Raw genomic sequence first — 18,715 nt, forward strand, 5'->3', positions numbered from 1 at the left:
GGCTACTTTGTCTGCGGATAAGTCACACGGTAAATTGCCCCCGCATAATCATCCGACACCAGTAAACTACCGTCGGCCAATTCAGCAAAGGCCACAGGGCGACCAAAGGTTTGTTCATCCTGCATAAAGCCAGTTAAAAATGGGGTGTATTTGACCACCTTACCTTGCTCTATTGTCGCCACGGCCACTTTATAACCCGCTTTCTTAGTGCGATTCCACGAACCATGCTCTGCCACAAACAACTGCTGTTGATAATCGCTAGGGAACTGTTTACCAAGATAAAAATGAATACCCAGCGGCGCCACATGCGCGCCTAAGGAAAGCGCCGGTGCAGTGTACTTCGCAGGATCTTTACCTTGGCCAAACTCAGGGTCAAGAATCGTACCTGCATGCACATAAGGGAAGCCAAAATGTTCACCCAAGTAACTGACCTTATTGATTTCGCAGGGAGGAATATCATCGCCCATCATGTCGCGGCCATTATCGCTAAACCAAAGAGTTTGAGTGCCGGGCTGAAAATCAAATCCGACGGAATTACGAACGCCTTGGGCGATAGTGGTTAATTTTTTGGTCTCCAGATTCAGCGAGAAAATACGCCCATAGCGTTCATTCTCCGCGCACACATTGCAGGGCACGCCCACCGGAATGATTAACTCGCCTGTCGGTGAAACCCCTAACACTTTCCAACCATGGTGGGTTTCACTTGGAAAGCCATCGAAGACCACCTCAAATTTGGGTGAGTTTAAGTTGTTGTCTATATCCTTGAATCGAATGATGCGCTCGACTTCGGAGACATACAGATCGCCATCTTTGATGACCACACCTGAAGGTAGCTTAAGTCCTGAGGCAACTAGGATTTTCTCATCGGCAACGCCGTCTTGGTTACGGTCGATTAGGGCATAAACATTCCCAGCCTTCATCGAGCCCGCATAGACGATGCCTTTATCGGATACGGTAATTTCACGCGCATTTTCAACATCATCAGCGAATAGGCTTACGTTAAAGCCTTCGGCAACCGTCAATTTATCTAAGATATTCTTGGCCATTGCCGGCGCAGAAATACCACTCAAGACACTGAGTGATAAGAGAGAAACCGCCTTAAAAGTGGCTGTCGTGAGTAGTGCGGCGCGTTTTTTATGATCCATTGACTCGCATCCTAGTAGGGTAAAATTATTGTAGTACAATTAACTTAGCTTCGTTTAATTTAGCTACGTTTAATTTAGTTACGTTACCTTAGATATACCGTATTACCAAATCCTCTGATTTAGCAGGTCAATCCGACTATGCGCCCCCTTAAGCGATAACTCACTGTCTGTTTGCCCGGTTCTTAATCCCACATATCGCGCCCTTTGCAAAATAAGGAGGAAAATCTGCTTGAGTTTTTTATCCATCTGCCGATAACTCGATAAAGCACATTCGGCACTCACAGTTTAGCAATCAAAACTTGGCACTCAGATGTGTGACTCAGCTTTTGTCACTCTTATGAAGATAGTTGAGCAGCCACATTGAAGTCTCAAAGGAATCTATCGTGAACATTAATGGATTAAATACTACGGCAAGCAGCGGCGCCTTTAAGTCAGTGTCCAGTGCCTATATCACCACCACGCCTTCATCCAACGGCTCAACAGAGACCATAGACTCGTCACCTCAAGAAACGGTCAATATCTCCAATGCGGGAAGACAAGCCCTCGCCACTGAAGTAGGTTCAGCTTTAAGGGGGCAAGCAGCAGAAAAATTGCAGCAAACGGAAACAACTGATACCGAAGAGCCCACATCGATTATTGATGAGCAAATTAAACGCATAAAGGAACAAATCAAAGCCTTGCAGGAAATGCTCACGAAACTCGAAGGAGATGATTCTGAAGCTGCGGCTCAACAACGTAAGCTATTGCAGGAGCAAATTATGCAACTCGGTAATCAAATTGCCGTGTTAATGGATAAGAAAATGCGGGATGCGCAAAAATCTGCAGGCTAAGACTTAGCGCCAATCTGCGTTAGTCTTTGTATATCAACACGTCATGAGCTTGGGTTGAAACAGATTAAATCGGAAAACTAAATAATAGTCGCCAGATATTTAACCCGTCGCCGGTGCGATAACTGATCCCGATTCTATCTATGCCGAGGAGCTCTCCGCCCAAGGGCTTAGAAAACGCTAGCGTGGCACCAATCTCATAGCTGCCGGAGACTATGGTTTCATTTTCAGCATCTTGACTAAAATCCAGCTCGTTGAAATACCAATAACCAACCGCAAAGACTCTCGGCTGCATCTGAATATTCAACCATTGCCAGCGCGGCGAAAGACCAATATCCACCCCAGTTTGCAGCACTGCAAATTGGTCGGTTAATTTCCCTACCCGCTCACTGTAACCAGCAAACCTGAGCCTCGACACCCAGACGCTGTCTTCACCCGCAAGGCTGAAATCATACAAGCTACTCACGCCCGAAGCCAAAATTGCCACGTTGGCATCGGTATCGAAATTCGTCCCAAAGCCCACATCCAGATAGGCTTCCATCAGCGTGTTTGCCGTTGCCTGCCAATGATGCTCTATGCCTGGCGTCATCGTCATAGTGCCGACCGAGGAAGGCAATTCACCATCGGTAATATCTTTAGCTAAGTAGTCAAAAAAACCGAAGGATAAGGGTAAACGCAGCCAGGTTTGGCTGCTCTCATCCTTTAAGAAATCAAAGCTTAAGGGAATACTCACCACTGTGGCATTTTGATCGGCGGCACGATACACACCCGTACCTAGATAACTGCCAAAGGCATAAACAGAGTTAGGATTATTTTGACCATCAATCGGCGATTCGGGGCTCATTTGAGCAAACGACTGAGATGGCTGTGCGGTCTGCACTGGGGTGTGGCTTGCAATGGGAGCGGTCGACGCCAACAGTGGGAAGACACACCCCATTGATAGCGCCGAACAGGAAAAGCATTTAACGAGTAACCGGCTAAAGATGGTCTTCAATTTATGCAAACAGATCCTGATTTGCTATGCCTAATCGGTTATCGCTTGGGTTAAAGATTACTCTTCATCCGTAAAATGATACTCAGACATCATATGGCCAAGTTCGGTGGATTTGGTCTTTAAGTAAGCTTCATTGTAGCGGTTTTTACCGACTTGCAGGGGAACACGCTCAACCACTTCGATGCCGATTTCTTTCATCGCTTTGACTTTGCGAGGGTTATTGGTCATTAAGCGTACATGCTTCACGCCAATTTGTTCAAGCATAGGTTGGATCATATCGTACTTACGCATGTCCGCCGGGAAACCTAATTGCTCATTAGCCTCAACCGTATTGGCGCCTTTATCCTGCAATTCATAGGCACGGATCTTATTCAGCAGACCGATACCGCGGCCTTCTTGGCGCAAATATAAGATAAATCCACTGCCCGTTTCGGCAATGTTTTGCATCGCAGTTTGCAGCTGGAATCCACAGTCACAGCGTAAGCTGAACAAGGCATCGCCTGTGAGACACTCAGAATGAATACGGCCTAAAACGGGCTCATCGCTACTTAGGGTGCCAAATGTGAGGGCAACATGCTCTTTGCCTGTTTCGGTATCTTCAAAACCGTGCATGGCAAAAATGCCCCAGGGGGTGGGTAATTTTGACGTCGCGACATATTTTATCGACATGACTTAACCTTAACGACTACTCTCATTCCATGAGACGGAAGGAACATCCATAAAAAAAACGATGATTGGACTCTTCGCCTACTGAGCGCCTATTCTAAAGTGTTTTCAATGATCACGAAATACTTTAGTAATTGAATCAACTATAAATCAAAGCTTGCGGCGATATCACAGGCATAGCTCAATCTGTCACACCACTATTCAAGGCGCTGCAAAATAGGCATTTGCCTTATTTTGCAACTCAATGAATAACTTGCCAATAAAGTTTAAAACTTTTCGGGCGCAAAACCTGTGACTTCGGTTAAACCCATTTCGCGCCCGAGAGCCGTCATGGGATGCACAACCACTAAGCCTTTTACTGACTTTTTCAGTTGACCCATATCGGCCTGTTCAGCTTTAGTGAGTGCGCGATGAAATGGCAAGTGTTGAATATCCGTGCCTTGCTTTTGTAAAAGACGTGACTGCTGCGTTTTTACGCTATTGATTTGCTTAGTGACTGCCGCAATATCGCGTTTAAATTGCGCCACAATAACGGCATCGCCACGTTGCTCTGCTGCCGCCAGTTTACGACGAAACTTATCTAACTTATCGTTAAGCTGCTGCAGTTCTTGCTTTAAATTCATTATGTTACCTTAAATTACTTAAGTGAATCCCAGCCGATATTGGTCCAAAATGTGGTCTGAATGTCTGGGTCACTGTGTCAAGGTGTGGGATTATAACAGCAAGTTAGCAATCCTCGTTACCGCTTTTATAAGAAACGGATCACCTGATTACTGCTGCCACGATATGGCAAGCTCGGATCGGCAAGACTCTGTTCAAATTTACCATCCACCAGCACGTCCACATAGTCCAGTACCGCCCACTGTTTATCGCTCAGCTCATCCCAGGTGTATCCCGTCCACAGCCAAATATCTTTACCTGGACATTCGGTTTTCACCCGCTTCACTAACGCGAGGATACCCTCAAGGTTGGCGGGTAAAAGTGGATCGCCTCCAGAGAGTGACAAGCCGCGGCGCACAATGCGCTCATCCTGCAAATCGGCGATAAGAGTATCTTCCATTGCCTTATCAAATAAATGGCCTGAGCGCACATCCCAAGTACTTTGATTATAGCAACCTCGGCATTGGTGCTCACAACCTGAAACAAACAGGGTTACCCGGGTGCCGGGACCGTTCACCACGTCAACGGGATAATATTGGTGATAGTTCATTGTTGTGTCCGCTTTAAAGCCCAGTATGGCTACGGGCTAAAAATCAAAGCACAGTTGCCACTAGTGCAACTGTGCCAGTGTAACAAAACAAACAAGGCAAAAGTGTTACAGGTGTTTGATCCTGCGCTTCACTTCTTCTTGTTTGCCATGGTTGAATGGCCTAGCGTCAGGGCTACCTAAATAGCCGCATACACGACGTGTCACAGATACCCTGCTCGGCTCATGATTACCGCATTTAGGACAAGTAAAGCCTTTGCTGGTACAGCTAAATTCACCCGTAAAACCACAGTCATAGCATTCATCAATCGGGGTGTTAGTGCCGTAGTAAGGCACACGGCTATAGCTATAATCCCACACATTTTCGAGCGCTTCGATATTGTGTTGCATATTGGGGTATTCGCCGTAGCAAATAAATCCCCCATTGGCGATCGCAGGATATGGCTGCTCAAAATCTATTTTATCGTAAGGATTCACTCGTTTTTCCACATCTAAGTGGAAGCTATTGGTGTAATAGCCCTTATCGGTTACGCCTACAACAACACCAAATTGACGCGCATCGAGCTTACAGAAACGGCTGCAGAGACTTTCGCTCGGCGTGCTGTAGAGGCTAAAACCATAACCAGTTTCGGCTTTCCAAGCATCGGTGGCCGCTTTGAGGTACGCAACAATCGCCACCGCTTTTTCTCGAAGCTGAGCGTCATCAAACACATGGGTTTCAGTCCCATAGAGCGCATTGATGGTTTCGTGCAAGCCAATATAGCCGAGTGAAATCGATGCCCTACCATTTTTAAAGATTTGGGCGATATCATCATCGGCGCGCAGGCGCACACCACAGGCGCCTTCCATATACAGAATCGGTGCAACTCTGGCTTTAACGCCATTTAAGCGTTCGATGCGGGTATCTAATGCTCGGCGGGCAAGCAGTAAACGCTCATCTAAAATGCGATAGAATTCAGTCTCATCGCCATTGGCTTCGAGGGCCACACGGGGCAAGTTTAAGCTCACCACCCCAAGGTTATTGCGCCCTTCATGGACCAGTTCGCCATTTTCTTTATAGGAGCCTAAAAAGCTGCGACAGCCCATAGGAGTTTTAAATGATCCCGTGACCTTTTCCACTTGCTCGTAGTTCAAAATATCCGGATACATGCGCATGCTGGCGCATTTTAGGGCCATTTGTTTGACATCGTAGTTGCAGTCACCGGCCTTGTGGTTAATGCCATCACGAATCGCAAACACCAGTTTAGGGAACACGGCAGTCTTACGATTTTTACCTAGGCCCGTCATACGTACTTTCAACATGGATTGCTGAATTAAACGCGACTCCCACGAGGTACCAAGACCAAAACCAAAGGTCACAAAGGGCGTTTGCCCATTGGCGGTATGTAAGGTATTTACTTCATATTCAAGGGATTGGAAAGCGTCATGGCATTCTTTTTCGGTGAGCGCCGTCGCATAGGCCTTGGCATCTTTAATTTGCCAATTGAGTGCCACTTGATAGTGTTTGTCATAGCTCTTCGCCACAAAAGGCGCAAGCACTTCATCGATACGGTTAATCGTAGTGCCGCCATAAATATGACTCGCCACTTGGGCAATAATCTGCGCCGTAACAGCCGTAGCAGTGGAGATGGATTTTGGGGTCTCAATTTCGGCGTTGCCCATCTTAAAACCGTGGGTCAGCATGCCCGCCAAATCAATCAACATGCAGTTAAACATCGGGAAAAACGGCGAATAATCGAGATCGTGATAATGGATTTCGCCGATTTCGTGCGCAACCACCACATCCTTAGGCAGAATATGGCTCTTGGCATAATGTTTAGCCACAATACCCGCCAATAGATCCCGTTGGGTTGGGATCACCTTAGAGTCTTTATTGGCGTTTTCATTTAACAGCGCGGCATTGCTCTGCTCGACTAAACCACGGATTTCAAGATTGAGTTTGCTGGTGGCATCGCGGCAAATGTCTCTGTCATGACGATATTCGATGTAGACCCGTGCTAAAGACTTGTAAGGGCCTTCCATCAATAGATTTTCAACCGCATCCTGTAAATGGTGGATCTCGACTTCAGCTAAGTTTGCCACTCGCTCTCTCACACAAGCGGCGACCGTCGCGGCATAGTCAGCATCCTCTATCCCAACCGAGTTTGCAGCCGCTATCACTGCATCTCTTATCCTTGTTTCATCAAAAGGTGTGCGGCAACCATCCCGCTTGATCACGACTGGCATTGTTCAGTTCCTCTCCATTCCGATTAAAATTAACACTACATATAGTGTTCAGATAACCAATAAACACAATATCTAGGCAATTAAGCGGCATCGCCGCCTAAAATTCCATGATCCAGATCATGATTTATCGGATGGATAAAAAGAACAAATAAGAACTGTAGCTAAGTCCAATGATCTCAGTTTTAAGCCTTGACCTTGGCTATAAAGCAAGATAGCAGACGCTAAGAATGGTGCCAGTAACGGCAAAGGACCTTGACTTAAAAGCCAAAGTCCTATGTTTTAAAAACATATTGCAACGTGGCTAAAGTTAACCCCTTGTTAACCTTAGCGCTTTGCTAAAGCAAGATAACTACTCAATTGTCCCGATGCCGATTGCTGCATGCCCATGGATGAGGCCACTTGCATGGTCGATTTAAGCCCTTGCCATAACTGCTTTTGCGTGTCACTCAGAGTGGGATTGCTATTCAGGTAATCGGTTAATTGACCAAATACCTTGGTCGCTTTTTGTGCCAACACGGGAGATTGCGCATCGTCCATATTCGACAGCACATTTTGAGCGTCGACTAAAGTGTTGATCATCGGGCTGTTTGGCGACTTTTCCGCCAAGGACTTGAGCTCATCATCGATAAACTCCTGCAAGGATTGCTTGCTGGGGTTTTGGCTCGGCAAACTGATGCCGTTTTGCGACAGGCGTTCGACCTGGGCATCGGACAAAATACCGTCCTTTTGCAGCCGAGACACTAAGGCCGGAATATCTGACACACTAAACTGGCCATCGGCAAAAAAATCCTTCGACATGGCTTGGATTTTTTGTGCCCTAAGCGCGCGAGGTGACAAGGCAATCTCATCGCTCGGTTTCGCTTCAGTCTTAGGCGTATCCTTAGTGGATGACTTAGCATCCGTGCTGGATTCGGCCTTACTCGTGTCCGTCTTCTTGCTGTTCAAGCCATAGGCATCGGCAACACTGCTACGATTCAGATTTAAGGCATTTAAAAGAGGATTCATCGTCAATAATTCGGCATCTAACACTGTGTGATGGAGTTAAAGCAAAAAATAAGCCAATCAAACAGTCACTTGCCTAAATCAATATTTACCGATGAACCATCGTAGCCGATTAACCTTTCCAAATCGCGGCTTCAATCAAGTGCGCCACTTTCGCAACAGCCGCCTCCCCCGCCGCAATCGCTTCATCGGCGCGATGAAATTCCATGGTGCCGATATTGGCCACTTCTGGCACCACTAGGACATCGGGAGGATCTCCCATCAACCGTGCCCGTTTATGGCGCTGCTCTAAAATCCCCATCGACTGTGACATCACCGCAATCATACCAGGGTTGGATTTAGTGCCGAGGGAAAACTTGTCGGTTAAGCTACTGACATATTCCCGCCCCCGCGCAAACAAATCCATAAAGCCGGTTTCTTGGCGTGCGGGCATTTCGGTTTCTTCCTTCGGCGCCTTATGGCTGGTCATATTGACGGGCAATACCTGCAATCGTCCAGAATGAAACCCATGCAAATCCACGGCAATGACTATATCGACGCCCATGGCACGGCTCACCGACACAGGCACAGGGTTCACCACAGCGCCATCGACTAACCAACGCTCCCCTTGACGCACGGGGGCTAATATCCCCGGCATAGAGCAAGAGGCGCGCACGGCTTGGCGTAAATCCCCATGACGAAACCAGATTTCTTGCCCTGAATACAAGTCCGTCGCAATGGCCGCAAAGGGACGGTCCAAATCTTCAATATTGATATCCCCAATACGTGATTGCAGCACATCGAAGACTTTCTCACCGCCGATCAACCCCCCCTTGCGCCAACGAATATCCATCAACCCGAGGACATCCCAGCTCGAAAAACTGCGTACCCACTCTTCAAGCTCGGCTAAATGATTATGAGCATAAGCAGCCCCCACCAAGGCACCGACTGAGCACCCAGCCACCTTATCGGGTTTAATCCCCATATTAGCGAGCCCATTTAGTACGCCAATATGTGCCCAGCCCTTGGCGGCTCCGCTTCCTAAGGCAATACCTATTGTCGGTTTTGTCCCTTTGCTCATACTATGTTTCCCTTAACAACTCTATGATTTGAATAAGCTAAATTCCGCCCATAACAGTGTCAATCATTAATCGCTGATTTTTCCGCTTGCCTCTGCACTGGCGTGTGTCTAATACCCTGCAATCGACCATCATACACAGCCATTGCTAGAAGGTGCGCACTAAGTTGTTCAGCAAGCAATAGTGAGGAGTGAATGGATGCACGAAATTATGTCTGCCATATGAGCCGCAATTTAGCGGATTCAGTAAGATAATGACCAATCAAGATAGCTGAGCATAGTGATTTAAGGCTATAATCTGCCCTCACTCAGATTTAGGGGATATACCTTTGCAGTTTACTGATTTTTCTCTGGACCAGCGTCTGTTACAAAGCTTAAAGCATATGGGGATTGCAACCCCAACCGCCATCCAGGAACAAGCGCTGCCTATCGCATTGGCAGGTAAAGACTTAATGGCATCATCGAAGACAGGGTCAGGTAAGACCTTGGCATTTTTGTTGCCAGCATTGCAAAGGGTTATCTCCACCCGCGCTTTAAGTAAGCGCGATCCTAGAGTACTGATTTTATTACCGACCCGCGAATTGGCCCATCAAGTGTATAGCCAGTTACGTTTACTGGTGGCGAACACCCAATACAAAGCCATTAGCGTATTGGGCGGAGAAAACTTTAACGATCAGGCCAAGGCGCTGGCAAAAGAGCCGCATTTTATCGTGGCGACACCGGGGCGTATCGCCGATCACTTAGAGCAAAAAAACTTATTCCTCAATGGATTAGAACTACTTGTCCTCGATGAAGCCGACCGTATGTTGGATCTCGGCTTTGCGCCGCAATTAAAAGCTATTAACGCTGCGGCCGATCATAAACGCCGTCAGACCTTAATGTTTTCAGCAACCTTAGATCACAGTGAAATCAATGAGATTGCGGCGGCATTACTCAAAAGTCCATCACATGTGGCGATTGGCGCAGCCCACACTGAGCATCAGGACATTACCCAGCGGATTTATCTGTGTGATCATTTAGATCACAAAGAAGCCCTGCTCACGCGTTTGCTCAGCGATGAAACCCACAAACAAGTGATTATTTTTACTGCCACCCGCGCCGATACCGAACGCTTAGCCGCAAAACTCGCGGCGCAGGGATTTGCGAGTGCGGCCTTAAGTGGTGAACTTAAGCAGGCGGCCCGTAATCAGATCATGGATCAATTTGCCCGTGGCCAGCAGCAAATTTTGGTTACCACAGATGTGGCATCCCGTGGCTTAGACTTACTCAATGTCTCCCTAGTCATTAACTTCGATATGCCCAAATTTGCCGAAGAATATGTCCACCGCATAGGCCGTACTGGCCGGGCGGGTGCCAAAGGTGATGCAATATCCCTCGTTGGCCCTAAAGATTGGGATAACTTTAAGAAAGTGCAACTCTTCCTCAGAAAGACCTTTGAGATCAGTGTGATTAAGGGCCTCGAAGCTAAATTTAGTGGTTTAAAAGACAAGCCTAAAGCCGCCGCGACTAAAGCGGTAACTAAGGCAAGCACAAAAACCAAAGCGAACGCCAAGTCAAAAACCGTTAAAGCGGCTCCATCACGGGACAAACGCTTTATTACTGGGGTTGATGTAGGTGATGCGCCCATGCGTAAAAAACCTGCGGCGCCCCTGCTACAAGATAATGACGACGAGCGTTAAAGATTTACTCGCGAGAGTCCATAGTGCAGACTCTCGACATTACGGGTGGGAATATGCTCCTGCCATATGTAAGAAATGTTGATATTTAAAGGTGTAACATGCGAATTTGTGGTGTTGAATTAAAAGGCGGCGAAGCCATTATCAGTCTGCTGAGCTACGAAGGTGAAACCTTCAACGTACCAAGCTGCCGTAAAGTGTCTTTTAGCGTCGCTCAATCAGCCTCAGCGGAAACTATCCGTGAATTTCACTTCGCTTTCCATAAGTTAATGGAAGATTATAAGGTCGATGAAATTGTGATTATCGAGCGCGAGCAAAAAGGCAAACTGGCAGGCTCTGCCACCAGCTTTAAACTCGAAGCCGCAATTCAACTCGGCGATCTACCGGTGACCTTGTTATCGCCTGTTGCGATCAAGGAACAAAACAAGCGTAATCCGCCTCAAGTTGATTTTGACAGCTTAGATCTCAAACGCGTCCAACAACCCGCCTTTGAGGCCGCCTACGCTCAGCAAAATCGCCGTATCTTCGGTAAAGCTTAAAGCCTGTGAGCTTAGCGCAACTTAGCGCTAAGCTCGTTTCCCCACAGCTCAAAACAATGCAAACCTTAAAATATTTAAGCGGTTATAGTCCGGATATCCAACGCCAAGTTCAGCAACTACTCGAAGGTGGAAAGCTTGCGGATGTTTTGCTGCGCCGTCATCCCACTGTCCACGAGATCCGCAGCGACAAAGCCCTCTATGACTATACCCAAGGGATAAAAAATCAGTTTTTACGCCAATCATCTCCCCTGTCGAAAGTGATCTTCGATGACAAAATTAGCATGAGTCATCATGCACTTGGCTTACATTCTTACGTCTCCAGAGTGCAAGGGAATAAAATCAAGGCTAAGAACGAAATCCGTATCTCTTCCCGTTTAAAGCGTGTTCCAGAACCCTTGCTCCGCATGGTGGTTGTACACGAGCTCGCTCACTTAAAAGAGAAAGATCATAATAAAGCTTTCTATAAGTTGTGTACTTATATGGAGCCAGATTACCATCAATTCGAATTCGATCTGCGTTTACTGCTAACCTGCATCGACGCTAACCAATCGCCCTACTCAAACTAAATAAACTTTTTCGAGTAAGCTCGTATTTTACTCGTCGATTTATCACGCGCAGTTGACTGATAACAATTTTCATTTAGAATAAATCTGTCTTATCCGTTACCGCACTCAAGCCGTGTAAAAAGTCGTATGAAAAAGCAAAAGATTGATAAAAAGCTAGAAAAGTGGTGTAACAAACAGGCCAAGAAACTGCAAAAGCAGCAGGCAAAATCTAATAGCCCTGTTGAATTGCAAAACCTTTATTCTGCAAATACGCCAATAATGCATGCGACTCGCGCTCAACATAAAAAACAGCAGCGTAAACACTTAAGCCAATTATTGGCTGAATATGTGGCGAAACAGCAAATCCAAACCCTCAATAAAACAGCACGTAAAAAACAACTTAAATTAGCAAAAGCCCATTTTAGTGCCGCAAATGATGCTAAATTTTTATCATCTGCTGTTATTAAGCGTATCCGTCCATTAGCCACTGAACGCAGTTTTGCACTTCGTCCTTATAAAAAATCCCCTTGCGGAGGCTGTCCAGCATTAAAAGGCCGCCTGTGTAAATGTGCCCTAAAGGCGATTCAGAAACGTCAGGCAAGTTAATTATTCTGGTTGACTGCTTATTTGCTTCAATGAAATCAAAGCAGATAAAGGTAAGCTAGCATAAAACAAAACAACTTACTTATATCAGCAAACAGCTTATTTCAGCTCTTATCCTTTATGCTGTTTCTTTGTATGCGTAAAGGGGTTATCTCGCTTGATTTATCGCTCATTAAAAGCAGTAAAACTCACTCCCTTATTCCTATTACACACCACACTATTGAATAAGCATCATGATGGATACTGAGTTTCCCCCAAAGGTTATCTAAACGAAGCACAAATAAAAACGCCGATGAATCAAGATTCATCGGCGTTTTTATATTCAGTTCGAATGGATTAATGAATGGATTAGCCCAAATTCATTAACGCTTGGCGGCTCTTCACAATATTGGTGAAGGTACGTAATTCTTGATTCGCTAATTGGCTTGCCATTGGGATATCGGCTCTCATTGGATCCACAGGCCTACCGTTAACATGGAATTCATAATGTAAATGCGGGCCGGTAGAACGTCCAGTATTACCTGATAAAGCAATCACTTGGCCACGAGTCACTCTTTGACCTTTACGAACTAAAGCCTTAGAGAGATGTAAATAACGTGTACGGTACTTACCACCGTGTTCAACCACAATATATTTACCCGCGAATTGGTGATCGGTGACTAAACTTACTACACCATCACCAGGCGCAACTACTTTAGTGCCAATAGGCACTGAAAAGTCGGTACCGTTATGGGGAGAAATACGACCAGTAATAGGATGCTTACGAGTAGGGTTAAAACGAGAACTCATGCGTGGTTGTTTAGCCAATGGAATGCGCTGAAACGCGCGTACTAAACTTTGACCTTTAGCATCATAATAACTTCCATCGGTATGTTGGAATGCACTAATTTCTGAGCGTCCGGTTTTAATGCTCACGCCTAATATTTGGCTGCTTCCCGTTGCTTCGCCCTCAACATATTGATCATTTACCAAAACAGAAAATTTATCACCTGCACGTAAATCCCGTGCAAAATTCACTTTCTCTTTGAGTAAATCTTCAATCCGCTGAATATCGGCCGCCGCTAAACCCATTTTTTGCGCCGAAACGTAGAATGAACCTTTAATATCGCCGGTGAGAATACGGTTTTGCCACACACCTTCAACGTTAATTTCTTCAACGTTAAAACTGCCATCTTCGTAACGGGTAAATACCACTTGGCGGGCAGCGTTAAAATACAGCTCTAACTTTTGCAGTTGGCCTTCATTATCCAACCAAAATTGAATACGGTTACCGGGTAATAAGGTATCGAGCGCCAGAATGTTTAAGTCGGCTTCTAATACTTTATACATGGTTTGCTGATCAACACCGGCTTTAGAAAATAAAGCACTTAAGGTATCGCCAGAAGCAATGACACGTTCAAAATGAGGGGTATTATCGACAATTGGAGCTGTTTCAACAGGCTCAGAAACCTGTGGCAAAATCGTCTCAAGATCGAGCGCGACGGGAATACGTTGAGCAGTAGGAACCACATGGTTGGCATTCGGCATCAACATCGCCGCACCGATTAATAAACCACCAACGAGGAGAATATTTTTATGGGCTGAAGATAAATTCTGCAAACGAATTTGCGGAAAATTAGCCAAATTGGGTTTACCTGTCTGCAACGCTTTCACCTTTTGTTATCGTTATTGCGTTATATTTTTGAACCAGTCCCTCAGGGGGAAGCCCGAATTTTGTCAACTTATCCCAAAAAACCGATTATGACAAACGCTATTTTGCACTTTTATAGCACTATTTACTAAAAACATGCGTCAGTTAGCACTTTAAACCTATTGTGTGTTCTGTATATAGATGTTAAATAGCGCAAAATTTCGTTTATCATATCAATAAAAACAATGTGTTAAGCCAATATTTCTCCGATTAAGTTAGCCTAAGGCAAAATCACCTTGATTTCACTCCCATGGGAGGTTTTCAAGATATCAATTCGGGTGCCTATCTGCTCTTTCATTTCAGACACATGGGAAATCACCCCAATCATCCTGCCTGCCGACTGCAAATCCATCAGGGTTCGAATGGCAAGTTCGAGGGAGTCCTGATCTAAGCTGCCAAAGCCTTCGTCGATAAATAAGGTATCGAGTTTTATCCCCCCCGCGTAGGCTTGAACCACATCCGATAAGCCCAAGGCCATAGACAAGGCCGCCATAAAACTCTCACCACCACTTAAGGTCGCCACGGGACGCACTTTAGAGGTGTAGGCATCCTCGACTTCAAGCTCTAGCCCTGAGGCCTTATTGCCCTTAGCTCTATCTTCCTTGCGCAATAATCGGTAGCGACCTTTACTCATTAAATGCAGCCTCTGCGTTGCCGCAAGCAACACATCGTCGAGTAATACACTGAGTACAAAGCGTTGCAGGGAAATTTTGTTGCCGGTATTACCGTTGGCAACATCGGCCAAGGTGCCAATCACAGCGTATTCATCCTCGAGGGATTTGGCCTTTTGATCGACAATCGCCAGCTGAGTTTGGGTATTGTTAAGCAGGGTGAGCCGAGTGTTGAGTTGGCTCCATACCTCTTCCGCCGTTTTAAGCTGTGCAAGTCGCTCAGTGAGCAAGGCCTCTAAGGCATCAAGATCAGGTGATGTCGACTCGCTTAACTTGGTTGTAAGCTGAGTCAGTTGCGACTGATTTAAGGCGCACTGTCTGTGATAGGTTTCTATGCCCTCGGCCAACGTCTGCATTTGCTCATCCGTTAACAAGGCCTCGCGCAATGCATCCCTATCAATAAAGCCTGCGTTATCAAGTGCTGACATAAGTGCCAGCTGTGCTTCTGCCTGCTGCTCATTGGCGCGATTACAATGCTCTATCGCTGCAGTGAAAGCCGCTTGCGCCGCCACACTGTGCTGCGCCGCCTGTTGTAACGCAATTCTGAGCGCTTCAATCCGCTGACGCGTCTGTTCTAGCTGCTGCTGATTGTTCGCAATCGCTTGATTTAACACCTCAAGTGTTCGGTATTCTTCTGGGATCCTCAGCGCTTTTTCCGCTAATTGACCCGATAGACGCTCCACTTTGCCTTCTTGTTCACGATAACGGTCACGCTCAAGTTCTAATTGCTGCGTCAATGTAGACTCTTGCTGTTGCAAGGTTTTGATCTGTTGCTGTAACTGCTGCAGCGCTTGCGCCGCAGCGTCGGCCAGTTTCGCTTGCAGTGTCAGTTCGTCTAACGTTTGGCGATGGGATTCAAGCGACAACTCAACCTTATCGCCAAGGGCTGTTGCCAGCTCATTCGCCTGCTGTTGCTGTGCTTCTAATTGCTTTTGCAGCCCGCGATATTCTGCCCGCGCTTTATTGAGATTATCGAGCGCCAAGGCCTCGGCATCCTGCGCCGCCTGCAATTGTAGATCCGTCGGTAAATCCTCATGACTCACCGCGGGATGAGGATGGGCCGAACTCCCACAAACCGGGCATGGTTCATGGGGTTCTAGCTCTCTAGCTAAAATGGCTGCCTGACCTTGAAACCACTTCAGCTGCAAAGACTTGTAAGCCGTTGAGGCAGCTTGATATTGGGTATTAAGCGCTTTTCCTTGTGAGCCGACCTGCTCAAGAACCCCTTGAGTATGCGCGACTTTAGCGCAGATCTGTTGCCACTGCTTGAACTGCTCGAGCATATGACGGTGTTGCTGCAGCGCCTGCGCGGTGGCAAGTTGCTGCTCGCTTTGCTGCTGCAAGGCTGGCAGTTGATTCTCACAATGGCTGCGCTGCTCCACTAGCGTTGCAAGCGTATTTTTACTCTCCTGCCCCTGCAATTTGGTGTGTTGTAGTATCTCTTTTGCCTGTGCTAAAGCTTCCTCAAGGCTAGCAAACTCAGCCAGCTGCGGCACTAAGGCACTGAGATGACTATTTTGCTGCTCAACGTCGCGCAGCTTATGTTCAAGGGGGATAATTTCCTGCGCCGCAGTTTCAGCATGAACGAGTGCGAGCTTAGCGGCATCGAGTGTCGACTGCGCGCTATCGCGCTGAGTGGCGGCGAGACTCGCTTCTTGCTCCCGCGAAAAGACATTATCTAATAAGGGTTTTACCCGTAATGCTTGCTTGGCGACGTCAAGCCGTGCAGTCTGCGTTGCAATGTTCCCTTGTTGCTCATTAAGGCGAGATACCTCAGCCTGCAATTCCTGTAAGCGAGTAAATTCAGCAAAGAGTTGCTGCGCGCTATCACGCTGTTTTAATGCCGCTAAATGCGCCGCAACGCTCTGCTCCTTTGCTGCCGTTGCCGCCGCGAATTCGGGTTCAATGCGACTAAACTCTGCAACAAGTTCGTCATCGGATGTCAGTGCTGCGGTTTGCAAAATACCGTCACGGCGGGCGCGCTGCTCTTTGACAAGGTTGCGAATATCCGCCGCCTTAGCCTTTAGGGTATCTTCGATGCGCTTATAGATATGGGTTTGGAATAATTGACTAAAAATTTGCTCACGCGCCTTAGAGTCGGCCATCAGCAATTCGCGAAACTTCCCCTGCGGGAGTACCATCACTTGGCGGAACTGCTCCACATCTAGGCCGGTTAATGCCTCGATTTCGGCCGTGGCGTCTGACACTTTACTGGCGACAATAAGGGTTTCACTGCCATCCGGGGCAATCTTATACAGCTGCGCCTCACTCTTTTGTACCGTTGAGCCATCACCGCTTTTCTTTAATCTTTCCTGCTCGGGGACGCGGCGAATACGATAACCCGTACTACCTAATTGAAAATGAAAGGTTACCTCAGTCAGTAAGTTATCATCGGCCATATCGCAGCGCATCTGGCTGCCTTCGCGCTCGTTACCCGTGGTTTTGCCATAGAGCGCAAAACAAATTCCGTCGAGCAGTGTGGTTTTGCCCGCGCCTGTTGGCCCGTTGATCAGGAATAAGGGGTTATTCCCCAGTTCGGTAAAATCAATGGTTTGAGTCGAGGCAAAGGGGCCAAAGGCCGACATCGACAGCGAGAGAGGCTTCATGCAGATTGCTCCCCTTTTGCTGCAACGCGAGTAGATTCACCGCTATCGCCTTCATCCCTGTGAAGCTTAGTTAAAATTTCATCCATGACCGTTTGCTGCGCATCACTCAATTCCTCGCCAGAAATCTGACTGAAAAAATCACGGAACATGGCCATTTCGCCTTTTTTGATATGGTCACGATTGAGTGCGACGGCCTGTTCGCCCGCCATTAATCCAGTACGTTCGAGATGCAGCACATTGGGATAGACACTGCGCAATTTGCCCATGGCATCTAAAATGGCGTGTTTATCAAGGAGTCTGACCATCAGGTAATCCTCACGCTTGGCATCGGTCTTCCCAAGATCTAATAAATGCGCCAATTCTCCTTCGATAATCCGCACATCGCGCAGCGCGGTTAAGGGCAAGAGTTGGATCTGTGCCGGAGTTTGTGCGGCAATATCCACTAAAGTGACTGACTTGTGTTGATGCTGTTCGCTAAAGGAGTATTTCAAAATCGAGCCGGAATAACGTACATGCTCACTGCCTTTATATTGCGGTCCGTGTAAGTGGCCGAGGGCGACATAGTCAAACTCACTAAAAAGCCGTGGGGAGATTTTATCAGCGCCACCAATACTCAACGGCCGCTCAGATTCTGACTCACTGCCACCATCTAAAAAGCAATGACTAACAACGACTTTAGGTAACCCTTGGCTGTCGTGGGAGCGGACTTGTTCTAACAGTAGCGCCATTGCCTCTTCATGGCTGGATACGCTAAGCCCCTTAGCATCCGCCTCAAATACTTGGCGCACGGTTGCAGGTTCGGCGTAAGGCAGCGGATAAAAGTAAGCATCGCCACTTGGGCTGGTAAAGCGGATCGGCGTTAAATCAGCCTGCAGTGGCCCAATAATGTGCAAACCACTCTCCGCCATTTGTTTGGCCGCAAAGCCTAAGCGTTCATGCCCGTCGTGGTTACCGGCAATCATCAGCACTTGCAATCCTAACTCTGTGATAAGGCGATTAAGCACCTCATCGAGCAAAGCCACGGCACTGGCAGGTGGAATCGACCTATCATAAATATCCCCGGCAATAATCACCGCATCGACAGAGTGCTGCTCTGCCAATATCACAATTTGATCAAGCACATAGGCTTGGTCTTCTAAAAGTGATTGATTATGTAACTGGCGGCCAATGTGCCAGTCCGAGGTATGGATAAATCTCATCGTTGTTAAACCTTAATGGATGCTAAGCCGATTCTATCGCACTGGCGCTTACCGTTTAACTT

The 18,715-nt window shown here is 47.1% G+C and carries 16 protein-coding genes; 5 read left to right on the forward strand and 11 right to left on the reverse strand.

Annotated elements, in window-relative coordinates; all coding sequences use genetic code 11:
- Nucleotides 1-2: 2 nt before the first annotated feature.
- Nucleotides 3-1,046 carry a PQQ-dependent sugar dehydrogenase gene (locus ACK5NH_RS03790; protein WP_416917903.1) on the reverse strand — a complete coding sequence of 348 codons (1,044 nt, stop codon included), beginning with the start codon at nucleotides 1,044-1,046 and terminating at the stop codon, nucleotides 3-5.
- A 482-nt stretch (nucleotides 1,047-1,528) separates the two neighbouring features.
- On the opposite strand from ACK5NH_RS03790, the gene ACK5NH_RS03795 reads away from it, so the two are divergent.
- Nucleotides 1,529-1,975 carry a FlxA-like family protein gene (locus ACK5NH_RS03795; RefSeq protein WP_279769054.1) on the forward strand — a complete coding sequence of 149 codons (447 nt, stop codon included), beginning with the start codon at nucleotides 1,529-1,531 and terminating at the stop codon, nucleotides 1,973-1,975.
- A gap of 64 nt (nucleotides 1,976-2,039) precedes the next feature.
- Here the strand turns inward: ACK5NH_RS03795 and ACK5NH_RS03800 are convergent, their stop codons facing one another.
- The 7 genes from ACK5NH_RS03800 to rssA form a co-directional block, all read right to left on the reverse strand.
- Entirely contained in the window at nucleotides 2,040-2,909 is an 870-nt protein-coding gene (locus ACK5NH_RS03800; protein ID WP_416917856.1) for a hypothetical protein, read from the reverse strand.
- A 114-nt stretch (nucleotides 2,910-3,023) separates the two neighbouring features.
- Complete coding sequence (gene ribA / locus ACK5NH_RS03805) at nucleotides 3,024-3,635, reverse strand: GTP cyclohydrolase II (RefSeq protein ID WP_416917857.1); 612 nt, start codon at nucleotides 3,633-3,635, stop codon at nucleotides 3,024-3,026.
- 263 nt (nucleotides 3,636-3,898) lie between these two features.
- Nucleotides 3,899-4,255: a YibL family ribosome-associated protein gene (locus ACK5NH_RS03810; protein ID WP_011626561.1), complete on the reverse strand. Its 357-nt coding sequence runs from the start codon at nucleotides 4,253-4,255 to the stop codon at nucleotides 3,899-3,901.
- 125 nt (nucleotides 4,256-4,380) lie between these two features.
- Entirely contained in the window at nucleotides 4,381-4,842 is a 462-nt protein-coding gene (gene nrdG / locus ACK5NH_RS03815; protein ID WP_416917858.1) for an anaerobic ribonucleoside-triphosphate reductase-activating protein, read from the reverse strand.
- 105 nt (nucleotides 4,843-4,947) lie between these two features.
- A complete protein-coding gene (gene nrdD, locus ACK5NH_RS03820) occupies nucleotides 4,948-7,065 on the reverse strand; it encodes an anaerobic ribonucleoside-triphosphate reductase (protein WP_416917859.1) in 2,118 nt (705 codons plus the stop codon).
- A gap of 324 nt (nucleotides 7,066-7,389) precedes the next feature.
- Nucleotides 7,390-8,070: a hypothetical protein gene (locus ACK5NH_RS03825; protein WP_416917860.1), complete on the reverse strand. Its 681-nt coding sequence runs from the start codon at nucleotides 8,068-8,070 to the stop codon at nucleotides 7,390-7,392.
- A gap of 109 nt (nucleotides 8,071-8,179) precedes the next feature.
- On the reverse strand, nucleotides 8,180-9,127 hold the full coding sequence (gene rssA / locus ACK5NH_RS03830; RefSeq protein WP_416917861.1) for a patatin-like phospholipase RssA: 948 nt from the start codon (nucleotides 9,125-9,127) through the stop codon (nucleotides 8,180-8,182).
- Between the two features lie 326 nt (nucleotides 9,128-9,453).
- Between rssA and ACK5NH_RS03835 the strand changes: the two genes are divergently transcribed.
- The 4 genes from ACK5NH_RS03835 to ACK5NH_RS03850 all read left to right on the forward strand — a co-directional run bounded on the left by ACK5NH_RS03835 (nucleotide 9,454) and on the right by ACK5NH_RS03850 (nucleotide 12,490).
- Nucleotides 9,454-10,803, forward strand: coding sequence for a DEAD/DEAH box helicase (locus ACK5NH_RS03835; RefSeq protein WP_416917862.1), 1,350 nt, complete (start codon nucleotides 9,454-9,456; stop codon nucleotides 10,801-10,803).
- 98 nt (nucleotides 10,804-10,901) lie between these two features.
- Nucleotides 10,902-11,339: a DUF3010 family protein gene (locus ACK5NH_RS03840; protein WP_088213060.1), complete on the forward strand. Its 438-nt coding sequence runs from the start codon at nucleotides 10,902-10,904 to the stop codon at nucleotides 11,337-11,339.
- A 56-nt stretch (nucleotides 11,340-11,395) separates the two neighbouring features.
- Entirely contained in the window at nucleotides 11,396-11,905 is a 510-nt protein-coding gene (locus ACK5NH_RS03845) for a M48 family metallopeptidase (RefSeq protein ID WP_011623200.1), read from the forward strand.
- Between the two features lie 126 nt (nucleotides 11,906-12,031).
- Complete coding sequence (locus ACK5NH_RS03850) at nucleotides 12,032-12,490, forward strand: hypothetical protein (RefSeq protein WP_416917863.1); 459 nt, start codon at nucleotides 12,032-12,034, stop codon at nucleotides 12,488-12,490.
- Nucleotides 12,491-12,835: 345 nt separating this feature from the next.
- On the opposite strand, the gene ACK5NH_RS03855 is transcribed toward ACK5NH_RS03850, so the two are convergent.
- The 3 genes from ACK5NH_RS03855 to ACK5NH_RS03865 form a co-directional block, all read right to left on the reverse strand.
- Complete coding sequence (locus tag ACK5NH_RS03855; RefSeq protein WP_416917904.1) at nucleotides 12,836-14,131, reverse strand: peptidoglycan DD-metalloendopeptidase family protein; 1,296 nt, start codon at nucleotides 14,129-14,131, stop codon at nucleotides 12,836-12,838.
- A 266-nt stretch (nucleotides 14,132-14,397) separates the two neighbouring features.
- Nucleotides 14,398-17,454 carry an AAA family ATPase gene (locus tag ACK5NH_RS03860; RefSeq protein WP_416917864.1) on the reverse strand — a complete coding sequence of 1,019 codons (3,057 nt, stop codon included), beginning with the start codon at nucleotides 17,452-17,454 and terminating at the stop codon, nucleotides 14,398-14,400.
- Nucleotides 17,451-18,653, reverse strand: a complete 1,203-nt coding sequence (locus tag ACK5NH_RS03865; protein ID WP_416917865.1) for an exonuclease SbcCD subunit D — start codon at nucleotides 18,651-18,653, stop codon at nucleotides 17,451-17,453. Before ACK5NH_RS03865 ends, ACK5NH_RS03860 begins: the two co-directional genes overlap by 4 nt.
- Nucleotides 18,654-18,715: the final 62 nt, after the last annotated feature.

This window comes from Shewanella sp. (genome assembly GCF_047975355.1).
Lineage (GTDB): Bacteria > Pseudomonadota > Gammaproteobacteria > Enterobacterales > Shewanellaceae > Shewanella.

Bases quoted from the DNA above. Each gene is read 5' to 3' on its own strand.
- ACK5NH_RS03865 (WP_416917865.1), bottom strand. From the start codon at position 18,653: ATGAGATTTATCCATACCTCGGACTGGCACATTGGCCGCCAGTTACAT.
- ACK5NH_RS03790 (WP_416917903.1), bottom strand. From the start codon at position 1,046: ATGGCCAAGAATATCTTAGATAAATTGACGGTTGCCGAAGGCTTTAAC.
- ACK5NH_RS03810 (WP_011626561.1), bottom strand. From the start codon at position 4,255: ATGAATTTAAAGCAAGAACTGCAGCAGCTTAACGATAAGTTAGATAAG.
- ACK5NH_RS03845 (WP_011623200.1), top strand. From the start codon at position 11,396: ATGCAAACCTTAAAATATTTAAGCGGTTATAGTCCGGATATCCAACGC.
- rssA (WP_416917861.1), bottom strand. From the start codon at position 9,127: ATGAGCAAAGGGACAAAACCGACAATAGGTATTGCCTTAGGAAGCGGA.
- ACK5NH_RS03825 (WP_416917860.1), bottom strand. From the start codon at position 8,070: ATGAATCCTCTTTTAAATGCCTTAAATCTGAATCGTAGCAGTGTTGCC.
- ACK5NH_RS03840 (WP_088213060.1), top strand. From the start codon at position 10,902: ATGCGAATTTGTGGTGTTGAATTAAAAGGCGGCGAAGCCATTATCAGT.
- nrdG (WP_416917858.1), bottom strand. From the start codon at position 4,842: ATGAACTATCACCAATATTATCCCGTTGACGTGGTGAACGGTCCCGGC.
- ACK5NH_RS03860 (WP_416917864.1), bottom strand. From the start codon at position 17,454: ATGAAGCCTCTCTCGCTGTCGATGTCGGCCTTTGGCCCCTTTGCCTCG.
- nrdD (WP_416917859.1), bottom strand. From the start codon at position 7,065: ATGCCAGTCGTGATCAAGCGGGATGGTTGCCGCACACCTTTTGATGAA.
- ACK5NH_RS03850 (WP_416917863.1), top strand. From the start codon at position 12,032: ATGAAAAAGCAAAAGATTGATAAAAAGCTAGAAAAGTGGTGTAACAAA.
- ribA (WP_416917857.1), bottom strand. From the start codon at position 3,635: ATGTCGATAAAATATGTCGCGACGTCAAAATTACCCACCCCCTGGGGC.
- ACK5NH_RS03800 (WP_416917856.1), bottom strand. From the start codon at position 2,909: ATGGGGTGTGTCTTCCCACTGTTGGCGTCGACCGCTCCCATTGCAAGC.